The sequence below is a fragment of the Pseudomonas cichorii genome (assembly GCF_018343775.1).
GTDB lineage: Bacteria > Pseudomonadota > Gammaproteobacteria > Pseudomonadales > Pseudomonadaceae > Aquipseudomonas > Aquipseudomonas cichorii.
In genome coordinates this window covers 3,633,132-3,652,503 of the sequence record NZ_CP074349.1, presented here as the reverse complement: position 1 = coordinate 3,652,503, position 19,372 = coordinate 3,633,132, and the positions used below count along the sequence as shown (strand labels likewise).

Below are 19,372 nucleotides of genomic sequence, written 5' to 3'. Positions count from 1 at the left end.
GTTTCATGTTTGCTATGGCGTCTTCGCCGGTGGTGTCCCCTTACCGAGGGTGACCAAGCATGCAAGAAAGCGTGATGCAGCGCATGTGGAACAGTGCCCACCTTTCCGGTGGTAACGCTGCCTATGTGGAAGAGCTTTATGAGCTCTACCTGCACGACCCTAACGCTGTGCCAGAAGAATGGCGCACCTACTTTCAGAAGTTGCCAGCAGACGGCAACTCTGCCACCGATGTATCGCATTCCACGATTCGCGATCATTTCGTGTTGCTGGCCAAAAACCAGCGCCGCGCCCAGCCGGTATCTGCCGGAAGCGTGAGCAGCGAGCACGAGAAGAAGCAAGTTGAAGTATTGCGACTGATCCAGGCATATCGTATGCGCGGCCATCAGGTTGCCCAGCTCGATCCGCTGGGCCTGTGGCAGCGTCCTGCCCCGGCCGATCTGTCGATCAATCACTACGGCTTGACCAATGCCGATCTTGATACGACTTTCCGTGCCGGCGACCTGTTCATCGGCAAAGAGGAAGCGAGCCTACGCGAAATTCTCGAAGCGTTGCAGCAGACATATTGTCGCACCATCGGTTCGGAGTTCACGCACATCGTTGATTCCGAGCAACGCAACTGGTTCATGCAGCGTCTTGAAAGCGTGCGTGGCCGTCCTGCGTTCTCTGCTGAAATCCAGGGTCATCTGCTTGAGCGTGTTACGGCCGCTGAAGGTCTGGAAAAATACCTGGGCACCAAATACCCAGGCACCAAACGCTTTGGTCTGGAAGGCGGCGAAAGCCTGATTCCGATGCTGGACGAGCTGATCCAGCGCTCCGGCTCCTACGGCACCAAGGAAGTCGTGATCGGCATGGCCCACCGTGGCCGTCTGAACGTGCTGGTCAACACCTTCGGCAAGAACCCGCGCGAGCTGTTCGACGAGTTCGAAGGCAAGAAGAAAGTGGAGCTGGGCTCCGGTGACGTGAAATATCACCAGGGTTTCTCTTCCAACGTAATGACCGCAGGCGGTGAAGTTCACCTGGCCATGGCATTCAACCCGTCCCACCTGGAAATCGTTTCTCCGGTGGTCGAGGGTTCCGTGCGTGCGCGTCAGGATCGTCGCAACGATCCGGACGGTGACAAGGTTCTGCCGATTTCCCTCCACGGTGACGCTGCGTTTGCAGGTCAGGGCGTGGTCATGGAAACCTTCCAGATGTCGCAGACCCGCGGCTTCAAGACTGGCGGCACGATCCATATCGTCATCAACAACCAGGTTGGTTTCACCATCAGCAACCCGCTGGACTCGCGCTCCACCGAGTACGCCACCGACGTTGCCAAGATGATCCAGGCTCCGATTCTCCATGTGAATGGCGATGACCCGGAAGCCGTGGTGTTCGTGACCCAGCTGGCTATCGATTACCGCATGCAGTTCAAGCGTGACATCGTGATCGACCTGGTCTGCTACCGTCGTCGCGGTCACAACGAAGCGGACGAGCCTAGCGGCACCCAGCCGTTGATGTACCAGCAGATCACCAAGCAGCGCACGACTCGCGAGTTGTACGCCGAGCAACTGATCAAGACCGGTGTTCTCACTGAAGAGCGTGTGCAGGCCAAGATCGACGACTATCGCAATGCGCTGGACAATGGTCAGCACGTTGTGAAAAGCCTGGTCAAGGAGCCGAACAAGGAACTGTTCGTCGACTGGCGTCCGTACCTGGGCCATGCCTGGACTGCGCGTCACGACACCCGTTTCGATCTCAAGACCTTGCAGGAACTGTCTGCCAAGCTGATGGAACTGCCAGAAGGTTTCGTCGTTCAGCGTCAGGTCCAGAAGATCTACGAAGACCGTCAGAAGATGCAAGCCGGCGGCCTGCCGATCAACTGGGGTTACGCCGAAACCATGGCGTACGCGACCCTGGCGTTCGAAGGTCACCCGATCCGCATGACGGGTCAGGACATCGGTCGCGGTACGTTCTCGCACCGTCACGCCGTCTTGCACAACCAGAAAGACGCAAGCACCTACATTCCTTTGAAGAACCTGTTCGCCGGTCAGCCGCGTTTTGACCTGTACGACTCGTTCCTCTCCGAGGAAGCGGTACTCGCTTACGAATACGGCTACTCGACCACCGAGCCTAACGCTCTGGTCATCTGGGAAGCCCAGTTCGGCGACTTCGCTAACGGCGCGCAAGTGGTCATCGACCAGTTCATCACCAGTGGCGAGCACAAGTGGGGCCGTCTGTGCGGTCTGACCATGCTGTTGCCTCACGGTTATGAAGGGCAGGGGCCTGAGCACTCGTCCGCACGTCTTGAGCGTTACCTGCAACTGTGTGCCGAGCACAACATTCAGGTGTGTGTGCCGACTACGCCGGCGCAGATCTACCACCTGCTGCGTCGTCAGGTCATTCGTCCGCTGCGCAAGCCGCTGATCGTGCTGACGCCAAAGTCGCTGCTGCGCCACAAACTGGCGATCTCGACTCTGGAAGAACTGGCCGAAGGCTCGTTCCAGACCGTGATCCCGGAAGTCGATGCGCTCGATCCGGCCAAAGTGACCCGTCTGGTTCTGTGTGGCGGCAAGGTCTACTACGACCTGCTGGAAAAACGCCGTGCCGAAGGCCGAGAAGACATCGCAATCGTACGTATCGAACAGCTGTATCCGTTCCCTGAAGACGATCTCATGGAAGCGATCGCGCCTTACACCAACCTGCAGAACGTAGTGTGGTGTCAGGAAGAGCCGATGAACCAGGGTGCCTGGTACAGCAGTCAGCACCACTTGCGTCGCAGCATGAGCAACCATAACCGCAGCCTCGTTCTCGAGTATGCCGGTCGTGATGCTTCTGCAGCGCCAGCTTGTGGTTATGCTTCGATGCATGCCGAGCAGCAGGAAAAACTCCTGCAAGATGCCTTCACTGTTTAACGCCTTCGAGCATTAGAAACCGAATTAAGGAATTACAGATAATGGCTATCGAGATCAAAGCCCCCTCTTTCCCGGAATCCGTTGCCGACGGCACCATTTCCAAGTGGCACAAGCAACCGGGCGAAGCGGTAAAACGTGACGAGCTGCTGGTCGATATCGAGACTGACAAGGTTGTACTTGAAGTCCTGGCCGAAGCAGACGGCGTGCTGGCATCGATCGTGAAAGGCGAGGGCGACATCGTCCTGTCCAACGAAGTGATTGCAACCCTGGATGCCGGTGCTACCGCATCGGCTGCTCCTGCGCCTGCCGCCGCGGCTCCTGCTGCTGCACCGGCCCAGGCCGCTGCATCGGCTGCTGACGAAGATGCAATTGCAGCGCCTGCCGCTCGCAAGCTGGCTGAAGAAAACGGCATCAATCTGGCCAGCGTCAAAGGCACTGGCAAGGACGGTCGCGTAACCAAGGAAGACGTGGTTGCCGCTGTTGAAGCCAAGAAATCCGCACCGGCCGCAGCTCCTGCTGCCAAGCCTGCTGCAGCCGCTGCTGCTCCTGTGCTGGCTGCTGGCGACCGCGTCGAGAAGCGTGTACCGATGACTCGCGTACGTGCCACCGTTGCCAAGCGTCTGGTCGAAGCCCAGTCGAACATGGCGATGCTGACCACGTTCAACGAAGTGGACATGACCGAAGTCATGGCTCTGCGCTCCAAGTACAAGGACCTGTTCGAGAAGTCCCACAATGGCGTGCGCCTGGGCTTCATGTCGTTCTTCGTCAAGGCCGCTACCGAAGCGCTGAAGCGTTTCCCGGCAGTCAACGCTTCGATCGATGGCAACGACATCGTTTACCACGGTTACTCCGACATCGGTGTTGCCGTTTCCAGCGATCGTGGTCTGGTCGTACCGGTTCTGCGTAACGCCGAGCTGATGAGCCTGGCTGAAATCGAAGGCGGCATCGCCACCTTCGGCAAGAAGGCTCGTGACGGCAAACTGTCCCTGGACGAGATGACAGGCGGTACCTTCACCATCACCAACGGTGGTACCTTCGGTTCGATGATGTCGACTCCGATCGTCAACCCGCCACAAGCCGCGATTCTGGGCATGCACAACATTCTGCAGCGTCCTATGGCGGTCAATGGTCAGGTTGTGATTCGTCCGATGATGTATCTGGCTCTGTCGTACGATCACCGTTTGATCGACGGTAAAGAAGCGGTAACCTTCCTCGTTACCATCAAGAACCTGCTGGAAGATCCGGCTCGTCTGCTGCTGGATATCTGATGGAGCAGCTCCGGGCTGCAAGCGGCAAGCTGCAAGAAAAAGCAGTTTGGCGTATGGCCCGGGGCTCGCAGGTAGCATCTAATGAAGGGCTGCAAGCCGGTTGCGTGGAAAGCCACTGATCGGTTTGCAGCTTGCAGCTTGAAGCTCGCAGCTAAAAGGAATCTTTTTTATGTCCCAGAAATTCGACGTGGTAGTGATTGGCGCAGGCCCTGGCGGTTATGTTGCCGCCATCAAGGCTGCGCAACTTGGTTTCAAGACTGCCTGCATCGAGAAGTATCAGGACAAGGAAGGCAAACTGGCCTTGGGCGGTACCTGCCTGAACGTTGGTTGCATTCCTTCCAAGGCTCTGCTGGACAGCTCCTGGAAATTCTACGAAGCCAAGAACGGCTTCGGCGTTCACGGTATTTCGACTTCTGACGTCTCCATCGACGTTCCTGCAATGGTTGGCCGCAAGTCCACCATCGTCAAGAACCTGACTGGCGGCGTTTCCAGCCTGTTCAAGGCCAACGGCGTGACCACTCTGCAAGGCCACGGCAAACTGCTGGCCGGCAAGAAGGTCGAGCTGACCGCTGCTGACGGCACCGTTGAAATCATCGAAGCCGAACACGTGATCCTGGCTTCCGGTTCGCGTCCGATCGACATTCCACCGGCTCCGGTCGACCAGAAAGTCATCGTCGACTCCACCGGCGCCCTGGAATTCCAGGCAGTACCAAAACGTCTGGGCGTGATCGGCGCTGGCGTTATCGGTCTGGAGCTGGGTTCGGTATGGGCTCGCCTGGGTGCTCAGGTAACGGTTCTGGAAGCTCTGGACAAGTTCATCCCGGCAGCTGACGAAGCCGTTTCCAAGGAAGCGCTGAAAACCTTCACCAAGCAAGGCCTGGACGTAAAACTGGGCGCTCGCGTGACCGGTTCCAAGGTCAATGGCGAAGAAGTTGTGGTCAGCTACACCGACGCCGCTGGCGAACAGTCGATCACTTTCGATCGCCTGATCGTTGCCGTTGGTCGTCGTCCTGTGACCACCGACCTGCTGGCTGCCGACAGCGGCGTGGATCTGGATGAGCGTGGCTTCATCTATGTCGACGACTACTGCACCACCAGCGTACCGGGCGTTTACGCCATCGGTGACGTGGTTCGTGGTCTGATGCTGGCGCACAAGGCGTCGGAAGAGGGCATCATGGTTGTCGAGCGCATCAAGGGTCACAAGGCCCAGATGAACTACAACCTGATTCCTTCGGTTATCTACACTCACCCGGAAATCGCGTGGGTTGGTAAGACCGAGCAGACCCTGAAGAGCGAAGGCGTTGAAGTCAACGTCGGCACCTTCCCGTTCGCAGCCAGTGGCCGTGCCATGGCAGCCAACGACACCGGCGGTTTCGTCAAGATCATCGCCGATGCCAAGACCGACCGCGTATTGGGCGTTCACGTCATTGGTCCAAGCGCTGCCGAGCTGGTACAGCAGGGCGCGATTGCAATGGAATTCGGTAGCAGTGCAGAAGACATCGGCATGATGGTCTTCTCGCACCCGACTTTGTCCGAAGCGCTTCACGAAGCGGCCCTGGCTGTGAATGGCGGTGCCATCCACATCCAGAACCGTAAAAAACGCTAAGACAACAAGAGAAACCACGACGGACTGCCCGTCGTGAGCCTTGCGAGCAAGACTCACCGCGGAAAGTCCGCCGGACTCGACCTCTCAGGCGGCTTCAGGTGTGTTGAATGACACCCTGGAGCCTTCCAGGAGTAGCGGTCACAGGTGGTGCGGCACAATGAATGTGCAGCACCGAATGCGCAGTACCTAAACGAAGACGGTAATAAGCATGAATCTTCACGAGTATCAGGGTAAGCAGCTGTTCGCTGAATACGGCCTGCCAGTATCCAAAGGCTACGCAGTCGACACCCCCGAAGCAGCAGCAGAAGCTTGCGACAAGATTGGTGGTACCGAGTGGGTCGTCAAGGCCCAGGTTCACGCTGGTGGTCGCGGTAAAGCGGGCGGCGTCAAGCTGGTTCGCAGCAAAGAAGACGCAGCAGCTTTCGCACAGCAATGGCTGGGCAAGCGTCTGGTGACTTACCAGACCGACGCCAACGGTCAGCCAGTGACCAAGATCCTGGTTGAATCCTGCACTGACATCGCCAAAGAGCTGTACCTGGGCGCTGTAGTCGATCGTTCCAGCCGTCGTATCGTGTTCATGGCTTCCACCGAAGGTGGCGTGGACATCGAGAAGATCGCTCACGACACTCCTGAAAAGATTCTCAAGGCCACCATCGATCCACTGGTTGGCGCTCAGCCATTCCAGGGTCGCGAGCTGGCTTTCCAGCTGGGTCTGGAAGGCAAGCAGGTTGCCCAGTTCGCCAAGATCTTCATCGGTCTGGCCAAACTGTTCCAGGACCACGATCTGGCCCTGCTGGAAGTTAACCCGCTGGTAATCAAGGCTGACGGCGATCTGCACTGCCTGGACGCCAAGATCAACATCGATGCCAACGCCATGTACCGTCAGCCAAAGCTGAAGGCTTTCCACGATCCATCCCAGGATGATCCGCGCGAAGCTCACGCTGCCAAGTTCGAACTGAACTACGTAGCGCTGGAAGGTAACATCGGCTGCATGGTCAACGGTGCCGGTCTGGCCATGGGTACCATGGACATCGTCAACCTGCATGGCGGCAAGCCAGCCAACTTCCTTGACGTGGGTGGCGGTGCTACCAAAGAGCGCGTTACCGAAGCGTTCAAGATCATTCTGTCCGACACCAATGTCGCAGCAGTACTGGTCAACATCTTCGGCGGCATCGTTCGTTGCGACATGATTGCCGAAGGCATCATCGGTGCAGTGAAAGAAGTCGGCGTTAAAATCCCGGTTGTTGTTCGCCTTGAAGGCAACAACGCTGAGCTGGGCGCTAAAGTACTGGCAGAAAGCGGTTTGAACATCATCGCGGCTACCAGCCTGACCGACGCTGCTCAACAAGTTGTCAAAGCTGCGGAGGGCAAGTAATGAGCGTTCTGATCAATAAAGACACCAAGGTTATCTGCCAGGGTTTCACTGGTTCGCAAGGTACCTTCCACTCCGAACAAGCCATTGCCTACGGCACCAAAATGGTTGGCGGCGTGACTCCAGGCAAGGGTGGCACTACTCACCTGAACCTGCCAGTGTTCAACACTGTGAAAGAAGCTGTAGCGGCTACTGGCGCTGACGCATCGGTCATCTACGTTCCGGCTCCTTTCTGCAAGGACTCCATCCTTGAAGCAGCTTTCGGCGGTATCAAGCTGATCGTCTGCATCACCGAAGGCATTCCTACCATCGACATGCTGGAAGCCAAGGTCAAGTGCGACGAGCTGGGTGTAGTCCTGATCGGCCCTAACTGCCCAGGCGTCATCACTCCGGGCGAGTGCAAGATCGGCATCATGCCAGGTCACATTCACTTGCCAGGCAAGGTCGGTATCGTGTCGCGTTCCGGCACCCTGACCTACGAAGCTGTGAAGCAGACCACTGACGCCGGTTTCGGTCAGTCCACCTGCGTCGGTATCGGTGGTGACCCGATCCCGGGCTCCAACTTCATCGACATCCTGAAACTGTTCCAGGAAGACCCGAAGACCGAAGCGATCGTCATGATCGGTGAGATCGGCGGTTCGGCTGAAGAAGAAGCGGCTGCCTACATCAAGGCAAACGTGACCAAGCCGGTTGTTTCCTACATCGCTGGTGTGACTGCTCCTCCGGGCAAGCGCATGGGCCACGCAGGTGCAATCATCTCCGGCGGTAAAGGTACTGCAGACGAGAAATTCGCTGCACTGCAAGACGCTGGCGTGAAAACCGTGCGTTCCCTGGCAGACATCGGCAAAGCCCTGGCTGAGCTGACTGGTTGGGAAGTCAAGAAGTAAGCTTCGGCTGACGGATTGATGCTTCAACAAAGGCCACCTTCGGGTGGCCTTTGTGCGTCTGGGTCGTCACTTCATATTCCAGGCGACGCATGCCTTTTGGGTGTATCGGCATTTTCGCGAGTTTCATGCACGAATGAGTCGTAAATCGCTACATTCGAGTGCGGCTCGTCGCTCCTGCGCTCTTTTCTAGTGCGTTTTATTGCCCATTTCGTTAGGCTAGCAACCTTTTCGCGTCGTCCGTTTCCCACAAGGAAACCTGGCGCCTATTGCCAGCCTTAAAAGGGTAGGCATTGTTTCCCAGACCCTCGGGAATCCTCTCTTTTAATCCTGATTTGGCAGTGTGGTTTTCCTCGATGAACGTTTTGAAAGGCCAGGACGTCCTGGCACTGGGTTTCATGACATTCGCCCTGTTTGTGGGCGCCGGTAATATCATCTTCCCGCCTATCGTCGGCCTGCATGCCGGCCCCCATGTGTGGATGGCTGCGCTGGGCTTTCTGGTCACGGCTGTAGGCTTGCCGGTCGTCACCGTCATTGCCCTGGCCAAGGTCGGGGGTGCCATGGACGACCTGAGCAGCCCCATCGGCAAAATTGCCGGCGGCATTCTGGCAGCGGTCTGTTATCTGGCTGTCGGCCCGCTCTTCGCGACCCCGCGTACCGCCACTGTGTCCTTTGAAGTCGGTCTGGCGCCGCTGACAGGGGAGAGCCCGCTGGCGCTGTTCCTCTACAGTCTGGTTTATTTCCTGGTGGTGTTCTGGGTTTCCATGTACCCGGGTCGTCTGCTGGATACCGTTGGCCGTTTCCTGGGCCCTCTGAAGATCATCGCGCTGGCGGTGCTCGGTGTTGCAGCCTTCATGCTTCCGGCGGGTGATGTCGGACCAGCAGAGGCTGCCTATGTAGCTGCACCTTTTTCCCAGGGCTTCATCAATGGCTACCTGACCATGGATACACTTGGGGCCCTGGTGTTCGGCATCGTCATCGTCAATGCCATCCGTTCGCGAGGCGTCGAGTCGCCACGTCTGATTACCCGCTACGCAATCATTGCCGGTCTAATCGCTGGCGTGGGTCTGGCGCTGGTGTACATCAGCCTGTTCCGCCTGGGTTCCGGCAGCCATGCGGTGGCTGCGGGTGCGAGCAATGGTGCAGCTGTGCTGCATGCTTATGTGCAACATACCTCGGGCTCGTTGGGCAGTGGTTTCCTGGCGGTGCTGATTTCGTTGGCTTGCCTGGTGACTGCCGTGGGTCTGACCTGTGCCTGTGCCGAGTATTTCAGTCGCGTTCTGCCGCTGTCCTACAAGACGCTGGTCATCATCCTTGCGCTGTTTTCCCTGCTGGTATCCAACCTTGGCCTGACCAATCTGATCCAGTTCTCGATTCCGGTGCTCACGGCGATCTATCCGCCTTGCATCGTGCTGGTCGGTCTGAGCTTCTGCAAAGGGCTATGGAACAGTCAGGGGCGTGTCATCGCTCCGGTCATGTTGGTTTCCCTGCTGTTCGGTATTATCGATGCCCTCAAGGGGGCCGGACTTGCCGAGTATCTGCCAGGTGTACTGGCAAATCTGCCGCTGAGCGAGCAGGGGTTGGCCTGGCTGGTGCCTTCGGTGATTACCCTGTTCGGTGCTGTGGTATTCGATCGCATCGCCGGCAAGCGCAGTGAAGCGTTGGCATGATGCTGTAATGAGTTAATACGCTGGTGTAATGACTGTTTTACAGTCGCACACAATAAAGCCCGCTGAATAACGGGCTTTATTGTTTCTATTGGAGACCCTCGGGCGTGCCTTATTTGGCTGGTGCTGTCTCTGGCGTCTGGGCAGGAGCTTCAGTGGCGCGCTGTTGTGCGGCTTCCGCATTTTTCTGGGCAGCTTCCTGGCTTTCCTTGGCCGCATCATTCACTTTTTCCTGAGCCTTCTCCATCGACTCCTGGGATTGTTGAGCTGCCTTGTTGGCTTCTTGCTGAGTGTTTTCGGATTTTTTGTCGCAGGCGGCAAGACCCAGGGTGGCAGAAAGCATCAAGGCATAGGCTAAAGATTTACGCATGGGGTATTTCTCCTTATTGATTAACTACTTGCCTCAGAGCACAGGCGTGTAAGTTAAGTTCCAACGGATTATCGGAATATCCAATGCACCTGTTCCGTCTCCCTTACAGGCACGAATTCGCTGTCGACGAGCCGGGATTGCATTGGCCGAGGTGGCTGTCTTGCCGATGAGACGGCCGGCTGTCCACACCTTGCATCGACGCTTTTGCAAGGACGTCTTCGTAGAGAAGAATTGCCGTTGATGTTTTTGCGCTCTTGAAATCCTGCCTCCAGCCCCCACTTTGATGACTACCCGCTGCCACGCAGGCCTTGGTCTGGATGTGGCGGCTTATATCATCCACTTGGAGTTTGATGACCATGAGTGTGGAAACTCAAAAGGAAACCCTGGGCTTCCAGACCGAGGTAAAGCAACTGCTGCACCTCATGATCCATTCGCTGTATTCAAACAAGGAAATCTTCCTTCGCGAATTGATCTCCAACGCCTCCGACGCGGTCGACAAGCTGCGTTTTGAAGCCCTGTCCCGTCCGGAGTTGCTGGAAGGCGGCTCTGAGCTGAAGATTCGCGTGACCTTCGACAAGGACGCCAAGACCGTCACCCTCGAAGACAACGGCATCGGTATGAGCCGTGACGATGTGATTACCCACCTGGGTACCATCGCCAAATCCGGTACCGCAGATTTCATGAAAAACCTGTCGGGCGACCAGAAGAAGGACTCGCACCTGATCGGCCAGTTCGGTGTAGGTTTCTACTCGGCATTCATCGTTGCCGATCAGGTTGAAGTATTCAGCCGCCGTGCAGGCTTGCCAGCGAGCGAAGGCGTGCACTGGTCCTCCAAAGGCGAGGGCGAGTTTGAAGTTGCCACCATCGAGAAGGCCGAGCGCGGTACCCGTATCGTTCTGCACTTGAAAAGCGGTGAAGACGAGTTCGCCGATGGTTATCGTCTGCGCAACATCATCAAGAAGTATTCCGACCATATCGCCCTGCCGATCGAGCTGCCTAAAGAGCAGGCTGCTGCCGCTGAAGGCGAAGAGGCTCCTGAGCTTGAGTGGGAAACCGTCAACCGCGCCAGCGCGCTCTGGACACGTTCTCGCTCCGAGGTGAAGGACGAGGAATACCAGGAGTTCTACAAGCACGTTGGTCACGACTACGAGAACCCGCTGAGCTGGAGCCACAACAAGGTCGAAGGCAAGCTGGAATACACCTCGCTGCTGTACGTCCCGGCGCGTGCTCCGTTCGATCTGTACCAGCGTGAAGCGCCTCGCGGCCTGAAGCTGTATGTGCAGCGCGTATTCGTCATGGATCAGGCCGAGTCCTTCCTGCCCTTGTACCTGCGCTTCATCAAGGGCGTGGTCGACTCCAATGACCTGTCGCTGAACGTTTCCCGTGAAATCCTGCAGAAAGATCCGATCATCGATTCGATGAAGTCCGCGCTGACCAAGCGCGTGCTGGACATGCTGGAAAAACTGGCCAAGAACGAGCCTGAGCAATACAAGGGCTTCTGGAAGAACTTTGGTCAAGTGCTGAAAGAAGGGCCGGCTGAAGACTTCGCCAACAAGGAAAAAATCGCCGGCCTGCTGCGTTTCGCGTCCACCAACGACGACAGCGGCGAGCAGAGTGTTTCCCTGACCGAATACCTGGCTCGCGCCAAGGAAGGTCAGGACAAGATTTACTACCTCACCGGTGAGTCCTACGCTCAGGTCAAGAACAGCCCGCACCTGGAAGTCTTCCGCAAGAAAGGCATCGAAGTGTTGTTGCTGACCGATCGTATCGACGAGTGGCTGATGAGCTACCTGAGCGATTTCGATGGCAAGGGTTTTGTCGATGTAGCGCGTGGTGACCTGGATCTGGGCAAGCTTGATTCCGAAGAGGACAAGAAGGCTCAGGAAGAGATCGCCAAGGAGAAGGAAGGCCTGATCGAACGCCTCAAGGCTGCCCTGGGCGAGTCCGTGAGCGAAGTCCGGGTTTCCCATCGCTTGACCGACTCTCCGGCGATTCTGGCCATCGGCGAGCAGGACCTGGGTCTGCAAATGCGTCAGATCCTGGAAGCCAGCGGCCAGAAGGTCCCGGATTCCAAGCCGATCTTCGAGTTCAATCCGTCTCACCCTCTGATCGGCAAGCTCGATCAAGAGCAGAGCGAAGAGCGTTTCGGCGACTTGTCGCACATTCTGTTCGATCAGGCGGCCCTGGCCGCAGGTGACAGCTTGAAAGATCCGGCTGCCTACGTGCGCCGTCTGAACAAGTTGCTGGTCGAACTGTCGGTTTGATCACCGGTTGAAAGAAAACCCGCTTCGGCGGGTTTTCTGATTTTACGGTTTATCACTTCCCCTTAATGAGCAGGAGTCAGCAATGAGCAGCACTATTACTGTCCGTTCCGTGGTTTATCAGATCGATGGCCAGCCTTATGAAAGCCGTCTGGTGTACGACGCGGCTGCAACCTCTGCGCGTCCGGGATTATTGATGGCCCCCAACTGGATGGGCGTCAGCCAGGGCGCTGAAACCATCGCCAGGTCGGTTGCCGAACAGGGCTATATCGTCTTGCTGGCCGACCTGTATGGTCAGAGCATTCGTCCGTCCAACAATGACGAGGCGGGCGCCGCCATGACGCCGCTCAAGAATGACCGTGCCTTGCTGCGCAAACGCATGCAGGTCGCTCTCGACCATTTGCTGGCCCAGGGCGATGTCTCGCTGGATAAGAGCCGTATCGCAACCTTCGGCTTCTGCTTTGGTGGCTGCTGCTCCCTTGAGCTGGCGCGTACTGGTGCAGAACTGAAAGCGGCCATCTCCTTCCACGGCACCCTGGATACCCCGAACCCTGCCGATGCGAACAACATTAAGGGCGCGGTATTGGTATTGCACGGTGCTTCCGACCCGTTGGTGGCCAAAGAGCAATTGCCAGCCTTCGAGGAAGAAATGAATGCGGCAGGCGTGGATTGGCAGTTGCACAGCTACGGCGGTGCCTTCCACTCGTTCACCGATCCAGGCGCCAACGTGCCCGGCATGATGATGTACGACGCCAAAGTCTCGAAGCGTGCGTTTACGACCATGCATAACTTGCTGGATGAAGTGTTCGGTTAAGTCATAAAGGGCTTTTTCGCGAATAAATTCGCTCTTACCCGATTGCGTAGGAGCGACTTCAGTCGCGAACCTCATTCAGGCAGTTCAATCCTGCCAACTTCCCCCGGCACCGTCGGCCAGTCTCCGCTGGCCCAACGAGCTTTTGCCTGTTCTATCAGGGCCTTGTCGCTGGCCACGAAATTCCAGTTCATGCGACGCGGGCCGTCCAGTGGTGAGCCTCCGATCAGTACGGCATGGCAGTCACTATCTGCGCAGAGGTTCACCGTCTGGCCTGGGTCCAGCACCACCAGGGTTCGTGCTGTGACAGGCTCGCCATCCAGCGATGCTTCTCCCTCCAGCACATACAGGGCTCGTTCCTCGTGTTCGGTAGGGATCTGCAATGTCGTGGCTGTCTGCAGATGCAGTTCGGCGTACAGGGTCGGTGAAAGCACTTCTACAGGAGAGGTCAGGCAAAAGCCGTTGCCCGCGATCATGCGGATGCGGATTCCCGGCGTCTCGCTGCAAGGCAGGCTCTGCGCCGGGTGATAGCCATACTGGCCATTTCCCTGTTCATGTTCCTTGGGTGATGCCAGCCAGACTTGCAAGCCATGCAGGCGCGAGCCGCTGGCGAGAAGCGGGGGAGGAGTGCGCTCGATATGGGCGATGGCGTTGCCCGAGGTCATCCAGCTGACGTCACCGGGGCCCACCAGCTGGTCGCTGCCCAGGCTGTCCTTGTGCTGTAGCTGGCCTTCAAGCAGATAGGTCAGGGTCGACAGGCCGATATGCGGATGCTGGCGAATATCCATGCCGCTGCCGGGCGCGTAATCGGTTTCCAGCATGTGATCGAAAAATACGAAGGGGCCGACGCTTCTGCATCTGGCGGAGGGCAGGGGGCGCAAGATCGGTTGGCCTTCCACGTCTTCGGCGCGTGGCTTGATGGTGAGCATGGGGCTTGTCTCTGCTGAGCGGGGCAATGCCCAAGCATATCGCAGACATGAAAAAGGCGCCTCGAAAGGCGCCTTTTCTATCACGTGGCGATGGGCGTATTACTTGCCCTGCCAGCGCTTCATGACCAGAGTGGCGTTGGTGCCACCAAAGCCGAAGCTGTTGCTCATGACCAGATCGAGCTTGGCATCTTCGCGAGTCTTGAGCAGGATCGGCATGTCGGCGACAACCGGGTCCAGCTCGTCGATGTTAGCGGAACCGGCGATGAAGTTGTTTTCCATCATCAGCAGGCAGTAGATCGCTTCGTGAACGCCAGCAGCGCCCAGGGAGTGACCGGACAGGCTCTTGGTCGAGCTGATCGCTGGAGCGTCGGTGCCGAAGACTTCACGAACACCTTCCATTTCCTTGGCATCGCCGACCGGAGTCGAGGTGCCGTGGGTGTTGAGGTAGTCGATCTTGCCGTCAACGGTGGACAGAGCCATCTGCATGCAGCGGATGGCGCCTTCGCCACTTGGAGCAACCATGTCGTAGCCATCGGAAGTCGCGCCGTAGCCAACGATTTCAGCGTAGATCTTGGCGCCGCGTGCCAGAGCGTGTTCCAGCTCTTCGACAACTACCATGCCGCCACCGCCGGCGATGACGAAACCGTCACGCTTGGCGTCGTAGGCGCGGGAGGCTTTTTCCGGGGTTTCGTTGTACTGGGTGGACAGAGCGCCCATGGCGTCGAACAGGAACGACTGGGTCCAGTGCTCTTCTTCGCCGCCGCCAGCAAAAACGATGTCCTGTTTGCCCAGCTGGATCTGCTCGACTGCGTTACCGATGCAGTGGGCGCTGGTGGCGCAGGCGGACGAGATGGAGTAGTTCACGCCCTTGATCTTGAACGGAGTGGCCAGGCACGCCGAAACGGTGCTACCCATGGTCCGGGTGACGCGGTAAGGGCCGACACGCTTGACGCCTTTCTCGCGCAGAGTGTCCAGTGCTTCCATCTGGTTCAGCGTGGAGGCGCCGCCGCTACCAGCGATCAGGCCGGTGCGCACGTTGGAGACTTGATCTTCGCTCAGGCCGGAATCGGCAATGGCGTCTTTCATCGCCAGGTAGGCATAAGCTGCCGCGTGGCCGACGAAACGGTAGATCTTGCGATCGATCAGTTCTTCGAGGTTGAGGTCGATGGAACCGGAAACCTGGCTGCGCAGACCCATTTCGGCATATTCCGGATTGAACCGGATGCCAGGGCGGTTGGCACGCAGGTTGGCGGTGACGGTCTCTTTGTCATTGCCCAAGCAGGAAACAATGCCCAGACCAGTGATAACGACGCGGCGCATGCGATTACCCTTAGAAGTTTTCAGTGGAAGTGAAGACGCCGACCCGCAGGCCTTCGGCGGTGTAGATCTCGCGCCCGTCGACAGTAACCGAGCCATCGGCGATAGCCAGGTTCAGCTTGCCTTTGAGGACGCGCTTGATCTGGATGTTGTAGGTGACTTTCTTGGCGCTTGGCAGAACCTGGCCGAAGAACTTCACTTCGCCCGAGCCCAGTGCACGACCACGGCCTGGCAGACCTTGCCAGCCCAGGAAGAAACCGACCAGTTGCCACATGGCATCGAGGCCCAGGCAGCCTGGCATTACCGGGTCGCCTTCGAAGTGACAGGCGAAGAACCACAGGTCTGGATTGATATCCAGTTCAGCGACCAATTCACCTTTACCGTACTTGCCGCCCTCTTCGCTGATGTGGGTGATGCGATCAACCATCAGCATGTTGGGGGCAGGCAGTTGCGCGTTACCTGGTCCGAACAGCTCGCCGCGACTGCAGCGCAGCAGGTCTTCCCGGGTAAAGGCGTGTTGTTTGGTCATGCGAGCTCCTCAATAATCTTTGTGCGGCAAGATGGGGCGCCACTGGCCCTATCGCCAGTCCTGGCGGACTAATTCGCCAGGACTCTGTCCGGCAGCCTACTCATAGACTGTTGCGTTGAAGTGAAAGTCACAGCGCAAGGGAAAATCAAAGTACACCTGTGCACTGAAATACGTCATCCGACCGATATCATTGGGCGGTTCGATCCACAAGACTGCCGCAATTTAGCATTTATCGCCAGTCGCAGCCGCTCGAAAGGATAGCCAACGCTGTAAAATCTGCTGTAAATCAGTATGTTTGAAGGGTTTTGCCAGATAGTCGTTCATGCCCGCCTGTAAACAGGCGTCACGATCACCCTGCAGGACATTAGCTGTCAGCGCGATGATCGGCAACTCGCCGAGCCCCGAAAGTTGCCGGATTCGCCGGGTTGCTTCATAACCATCCATGACCGGCAGTCGGCAATCCATGAGAATCAGCGCGTAATTTCCTGCGGCGGCCTTGATGACGGCCTGTGCGCCGTCGAGCGCGACATCCACCTTGCAGCCCATGTTGTGCAGCATGGCCGTGACCACGGTGCGGTTAACCGGGTTGTCCTCCACCAGCAATACACAGCGTTCCTTGTTGCAGGAGTCGATACCCGGCAGTGGTGGCGCTTTGGCAGTGGCCGTCTTGCTGCACAGCGGCAAAGGGATCTGCAGGGTGAAGATGGAACCTGTGCCTTCTTCGCTCTGTGCCTGCAGAGTGCCGCCCATGCGCTCGGCAAGTGTGCGGGCAATCGGCAGGCCCAGCCCGGTGCCACCATAGCGCCGGGAAATGGAGCTGTCGGCCTGCTTGAAGGCATCGAACATGGACTCCAGCCGGTCCGCATGAATGCCGATCCCGCTGTCGCGCACGGTGCATATGAAGCGCACCTGATCGTTGCCCAGGTTTTCCCAGCTCACTTCAATGCGTACGCTGCCGACTTCGGTGAATTTCAGGGCGTTGCCAATGAGATTGACCAGAATTTGTCGGATCCGGGTGGGATCGCCCACGACATTCAGCGACTCCAGGCCTGGCTGTATCTGCCGCTCCAGCAGCAGGTTGCGTTGCTGGGCGCTATGGATGAAGGCCTGGATCGAGGCGTTGACCAGCTCGGCGAGGTTGAAGGTGATGCCTTCGATCTGCAGGGCGTCGCGTTCGATACGGGAGAAGTCGAGGATGTCATTGATGACCCGCAGCAGATGTTCTGTGGACTCGGTAGCCAGCGCCGAATATTCGGCCTGCTCATCGGTCATGCGGGTGGTTTCCATCAATTGCAGCATGCCCAGCACGCCATTCATGGGGGTGCGCAGTTCATGGCTCATCATCGCCAGAAAGTCCGATTTGGCCCGGTTGGCCTGTTCGGCTTCTTCCCGGGTCTGGATCAACTGGGCCATGGAGCGTTGTTGCTCGGTACTCGCCTTGTCCAGGTTAAAGGCCAGGTTGTTGATGTGTCTGGCCAGCGCACCCAGCTCGGCATCGTCACTGACGGGCAGAGGCGTGTGGTAGTCGCCCTGTTGAATTGCCTTGAGGGCTTCCCCCATGTCGCTGATCGGTTGCGACAGGCTCAGGGCCAGCCGCCTGGCCAGCAGAAAGGTAAACAGAAGGGCGAACAGCGCCAGTATACCGGCCTTGAGCAGGATCTCCTGCTGGCGCTGGCTGAACGCCTCGCTGGACATGCCCACCAGCACTCGGCCCAGATAGCTTTCAGAGGTCGCAATATTGTGGTTCACGCTCGCATGTTGCGAGTGGATGGGCGCCTGGAAGGTTTCCGTCTGCAAGGAGTGGTTGGCGCTCTGGTGTGGCTGTTCGATGTAAATCAGTACGTTGTTGTCGCTGTCCTGAATTTCCACATAGCGGACATTGGGCATGGACAGGGTTGCGCGCATCAGGCTCTTGAGGGTTTCGAGATCCCCGAGAATGACCCCGGTTTCCGACGCAGGCGCCAACTGGTTGGCGATCAGTTGCCCGATATGATTGAGTTCCTGACGCAGGTCCTGAATCCGCACGAAGGTAAAGAAGCTGACCAGCAGGAATGTCAGGATCAGTGCAGGGCCCAGGCTGATGATCTGGGTACGGGTGTTGATGTCCCAGTGACGCAGTTTCATTGGCTGCGTGCCTTCTGGGCCGTGTGGCAATCCAGGAAGTGGAGTGTGGCGTCCATGCTTCTGCGCTCTGTGGTTCGGGTCATAGCATTTGCATCGGCACAGCATAAAAGCCGTTTGCCACGATAATCCATGCTGCATCGGCGCATGTTAACCGAGATGACAGCGATTTCCATGGAACTTGTGTGACTTCAATGTGCTCAGGTCAATGATTGATGGTGTTTCTGAAAACGTTTGTCGCTGGCCGATGCGTCAGCGCTCCGTATAATGCGTCATCGCCAGTTGAATGGCCCTGGATGGATTGGTTTATGACCACACAGCAACCTGTAGCGGTTCTTGGTGGCGGCAGCTTCGGCACTGCCATTGCAAACCTGTTGGCACAGAACGGTCATCAGGTGCGCCAGTGGATGCGCGACCCGGAGCAGGCCCAAGCGATTCGCGACAACCGTGAAAACCCTCGTTACCTGAAGGGCATAAAGGTCAGGCCTGAAGTCGAGCCTGTCACCGATCTCACTGCAACCGTCGAAGCGTGCGAGCTGATTTTCGTCGCGCTGCCTTCAAGTGCCTTGCGTACCGTGCTGGCGCCCCATGTCGAGCGTTTGAACGGCAAGATGCTGGTGAGCCTGACCAAGGGCATCGAGGCCCAGACGTTCAAGCTGATGAGCCAGATTCTCGAAGAAATCGTTCCCGATGCCCGCATCGGTGTGTTGTCCGGTCCAAACCTGGCCCGGGAAATCGCCGAAGATGCGCTGACTGCGACGGTGGTCGCCAGTGAAGACGAAGAACTGTGCCAGCGGGTTCAGGCGGCGTTGCATGGTCGTACCTTTCGGGTCTATGCCAGTAACGACCGCTTCGGTGTGGAGCTGGGCGGCGCCCTCAAGAATGTCTATGCAATCATTGCCGGCATGGCCGTGGCGCTGGGCATGGGGGAAAACACCAAGAGCATGCTGATTACCCGCGCACTGGCCGAAATGACCCGCTTTGCGGTCAGCCAGGGTGCGAACCCCATGACGTTTCTGGGACTTGCCGGTGTCGGCGACCTGATCGTGACCTGTTCCTCGCCCAAGAGCCGTAACTATCAGGTGGGTTTCGCTCTGGGCCAGGGGTTGACTCTGGACGAAGCGGTGAGCCGGCTGGGTGAAGTGGCCGAGGGCGTGAACACCCTCAAGGTGCTCAAGGTCAAGGCGCAGCAGGTTCAGGTCTATATGCCGTTGGTCGCGGGCCTGCATGCAATTCTTTTTGAAGGTCGTACGCTCAATCAGGTCATCGAAGCGCTGATGCGCGCAGAGCCCAAGACAGACGTCGATTTCATTTCCACCACGGGTTTCAACTGAATTCCATTTCAT

The 19,372-nt window shown here is 57.7% G+C and carries 14 protein-coding genes; 9 read left to right on the top strand and 5 right to left on the bottom strand.

Annotated elements, in window-relative coordinates; all coding sequences use genetic code 11:
- The first annotated feature begins 59 nt into the window (after positions 1-59).
- The 6 genes from KGD89_RS15250 to brnQ all read left to right on the top strand — a co-directional run bounded on the left by KGD89_RS15250 (position 60) and on the right by brnQ (position 9,691).
- Positions 60-2,891, top strand: a complete 2,832-nt coding sequence (locus KGD89_RS15250; RefSeq protein ID WP_025260632.1) for a 2-oxoglutarate dehydrogenase E1 component — start codon at positions 60-62, stop codon at positions 2,889-2,891.
- Positions 2,892-2,932: 41 nt separating this feature from the next.
- Positions 2,933-4,159: a 2-oxoglutarate dehydrogenase complex dihydrolipoyllysine-residue succinyltransferase gene (gene odhB, locus KGD89_RS15245; RefSeq protein ID WP_025260631.1), complete on the top strand. Its 1,227-nt coding sequence runs from the start codon at positions 2,933-2,935 to the stop codon at positions 4,157-4,159.
- 169 nt (positions 4,160-4,328) lie between these two features.
- Positions 4,329-5,765 (top strand): dihydrolipoyl dehydrogenase, encoded by a 1,437-nt coding sequence (lpdA, locus tag KGD89_RS15240; RefSeq protein WP_025260630.1) that lies wholly within the window; start codon positions 4,329-4,331, stop codon positions 5,763-5,765.
- Positions 5,766-5,973: 208 nt separating this feature from the next.
- Positions 5,974-7,140, top strand: coding sequence for an ADP-forming succinate--CoA ligase subunit beta (gene sucC, locus KGD89_RS15235; protein WP_025260629.1), 1,167 nt, complete (start codon positions 5,974-5,976; stop codon positions 7,138-7,140).
- A complete protein-coding gene (sucD, locus tag KGD89_RS15230; protein ID WP_025260628.1) occupies positions 7,140-8,024 on the top strand; it encodes a succinate--CoA ligase subunit alpha in 885 nt (294 codons plus the stop codon). Before sucC ends, sucD begins: the two co-directional genes overlap by 1 nt.
- A gap of 353 nt (positions 8,025-8,377) precedes the next feature.
- Positions 8,378-9,691: a branched-chain amino acid transport system II carrier protein gene (gene brnQ, locus KGD89_RS15225; RefSeq protein ID WP_025260627.1), complete on the top strand. Its 1,314-nt coding sequence runs from the start codon at positions 8,378-8,380 to the stop codon at positions 9,689-9,691.
- Positions 9,692-9,800: 109 nt separating this feature from the next.
- On the opposite strand, the gene KGD89_RS15220 is transcribed toward brnQ, so the two are convergent.
- Complete coding sequence (locus KGD89_RS15220; RefSeq protein WP_025260626.1) at positions 9,801-10,058, bottom strand: hypothetical protein; 258 nt, start codon at positions 10,056-10,058, stop codon at positions 9,801-9,803.
- Positions 10,059-10,414: 356 nt separating this feature from the next.
- On the opposite strand from KGD89_RS15220, the gene htpG reads away from it, so the two are divergent.
- Positions 10,415-12,322, top strand: a complete 1,908-nt coding sequence (htpG, locus tag KGD89_RS15215; RefSeq protein WP_025260624.1) for a molecular chaperone HtpG — start codon at positions 10,415-10,417, stop codon at positions 12,320-12,322.
- 82 nt (positions 12,323-12,404) lie between these two features.
- On the top strand, positions 12,405-13,133 hold the full coding sequence (locus KGD89_RS15210; protein WP_025260623.1) for a dienelactone hydrolase family protein: 729 nt from the start codon (positions 12,405-12,407) through the stop codon (positions 13,131-13,133).
- Positions 13,134-13,204: 71 nt separating this feature from the next.
- On the opposite strand, the gene KGD89_RS15205 is transcribed toward KGD89_RS15210, so the two are convergent.
- From KGD89_RS15205 to KGD89_RS15190, 4 genes are all read right to left on the bottom strand, one after another.
- Positions 13,205-14,059 carry a pirin family protein gene (locus tag KGD89_RS15205; protein ID WP_025260622.1) on the bottom strand — a complete coding sequence of 285 codons (855 nt, stop codon included), beginning with the start codon at positions 14,057-14,059 and terminating at the stop codon, positions 13,205-13,207.
- Between the two features lie 99 nt (positions 14,060-14,158).
- On the bottom strand, positions 14,159-15,379 hold the full coding sequence (fabB, locus tag KGD89_RS15200; protein WP_025260621.1) for a beta-ketoacyl-ACP synthase I: 1,221 nt from the start codon (positions 15,377-15,379) through the stop codon (positions 14,159-14,161).
- A gap of 10 nt (positions 15,380-15,389) precedes the next feature.
- Entirely contained in the window at positions 15,390-15,905 is a 516-nt protein-coding gene (gene fabA / locus KGD89_RS15195; protein WP_025260620.1) for a 3-hydroxyacyl-[acyl-carrier-protein] dehydratase FabA, read from the bottom strand.
- Between the two features lie 222 nt (positions 15,906-16,127).
- Positions 16,128-18,029 carry an ATP-binding protein gene (locus tag KGD89_RS15190; protein WP_025260619.1) on the bottom strand — a complete coding sequence of 634 codons (1,902 nt, stop codon included), beginning with the start codon at positions 18,027-18,029 and terminating at the stop codon, positions 16,128-16,130.
- Between the two features lie 305 nt (positions 18,030-18,334).
- Here KGD89_RS15190 and KGD89_RS15185 point away from each other — a divergent pair, with 305 nt between their 5' ends.
- Positions 18,335-19,360 (top strand): NAD(P)H-dependent glycerol-3-phosphate dehydrogenase, encoded by a 1,026-nt coding sequence (locus tag KGD89_RS15185; RefSeq protein WP_025260618.1) that lies wholly within the window; start codon positions 18,335-18,337, stop codon positions 19,358-19,360.
- Positions 19,361-19,372 lie beyond the last annotated feature (12 nt).

Excerpts from the sequence above, each read along its gene's own strand:
- KGD89_RS15185 (WP_025260618.1), top strand. The coding sequence starts at position 18,335 with ATGACCACACAGCAACCTGTAGCGGTTCTTGGTGGCGGCAGCTTCGGC.
- fabB (WP_025260621.1), bottom strand. The coding sequence starts at position 15,379 with ATGCGCCGCGTCGTTATCACTGGTCTGGGCATTGTTTCCTGCTTGGGC.
- odhB (WP_025260631.1), top strand. The coding sequence starts at position 2,933 with ATGGCTATCGAGATCAAAGCCCCCTCTTTCCCGGAATCCGTTGCCGAC.
- KGD89_RS15205 (WP_025260622.1), bottom strand. The coding sequence starts at position 14,059 with ATGCTCACCATCAAGCCACGCGCCGAAGACGTGGAAGGCCAACCGATC.
- KGD89_RS15210 (WP_025260623.1), top strand. The coding sequence starts at position 12,405 with ATGAGCAGCACTATTACTGTCCGTTCCGTGGTTTATCAGATCGATGGC.
- brnQ (WP_025260627.1), top strand. The coding sequence starts at position 8,378 with ATGAACGTTTTGAAAGGCCAGGACGTCCTGGCACTGGGTTTCATGACA.
- KGD89_RS15190 (WP_025260619.1), bottom strand. The coding sequence starts at position 18,029 with ATGAAACTGCGTCACTGGGACATCAACACCCGTACCCAGATCATCAGC.
- KGD89_RS15250 (WP_025260632.1), top strand. The coding sequence starts at position 60 with ATGCAAGAAAGCGTGATGCAGCGCATGTGGAACAGTGCCCACCTTTCC.
- sucD (WP_025260628.1), top strand. The coding sequence starts at position 7,140 with ATGAGCGTTCTGATCAATAAAGACACCAAGGTTATCTGCCAGGGTTTC.
- fabA (WP_025260620.1), bottom strand. The coding sequence starts at position 15,905 with ATGACCAAACAACACGCCTTTACCCGGGAAGACCTGCTGCGCTGCAGT.
- sucC (WP_025260629.1), top strand. The coding sequence starts at position 5,974 with ATGAATCTTCACGAGTATCAGGGTAAGCAGCTGTTCGCTGAATACGGC.
- KGD89_RS15220 (WP_025260626.1), bottom strand. The coding sequence starts at position 10,058 with ATGCGTAAATCTTTAGCCTATGCCTTGATGCTTTCTGCCACCCTGGGT.
- htpG (WP_025260624.1), top strand. The coding sequence starts at position 10,415 with ATGAGTGTGGAAACTCAAAAGGAAACCCTGGGCTTCCAGACCGAGGTA.
- lpdA (WP_025260630.1), top strand. The coding sequence starts at position 4,329 with ATGTCCCAGAAATTCGACGTGGTAGTGATTGGCGCAGGCCCTGGCGGT.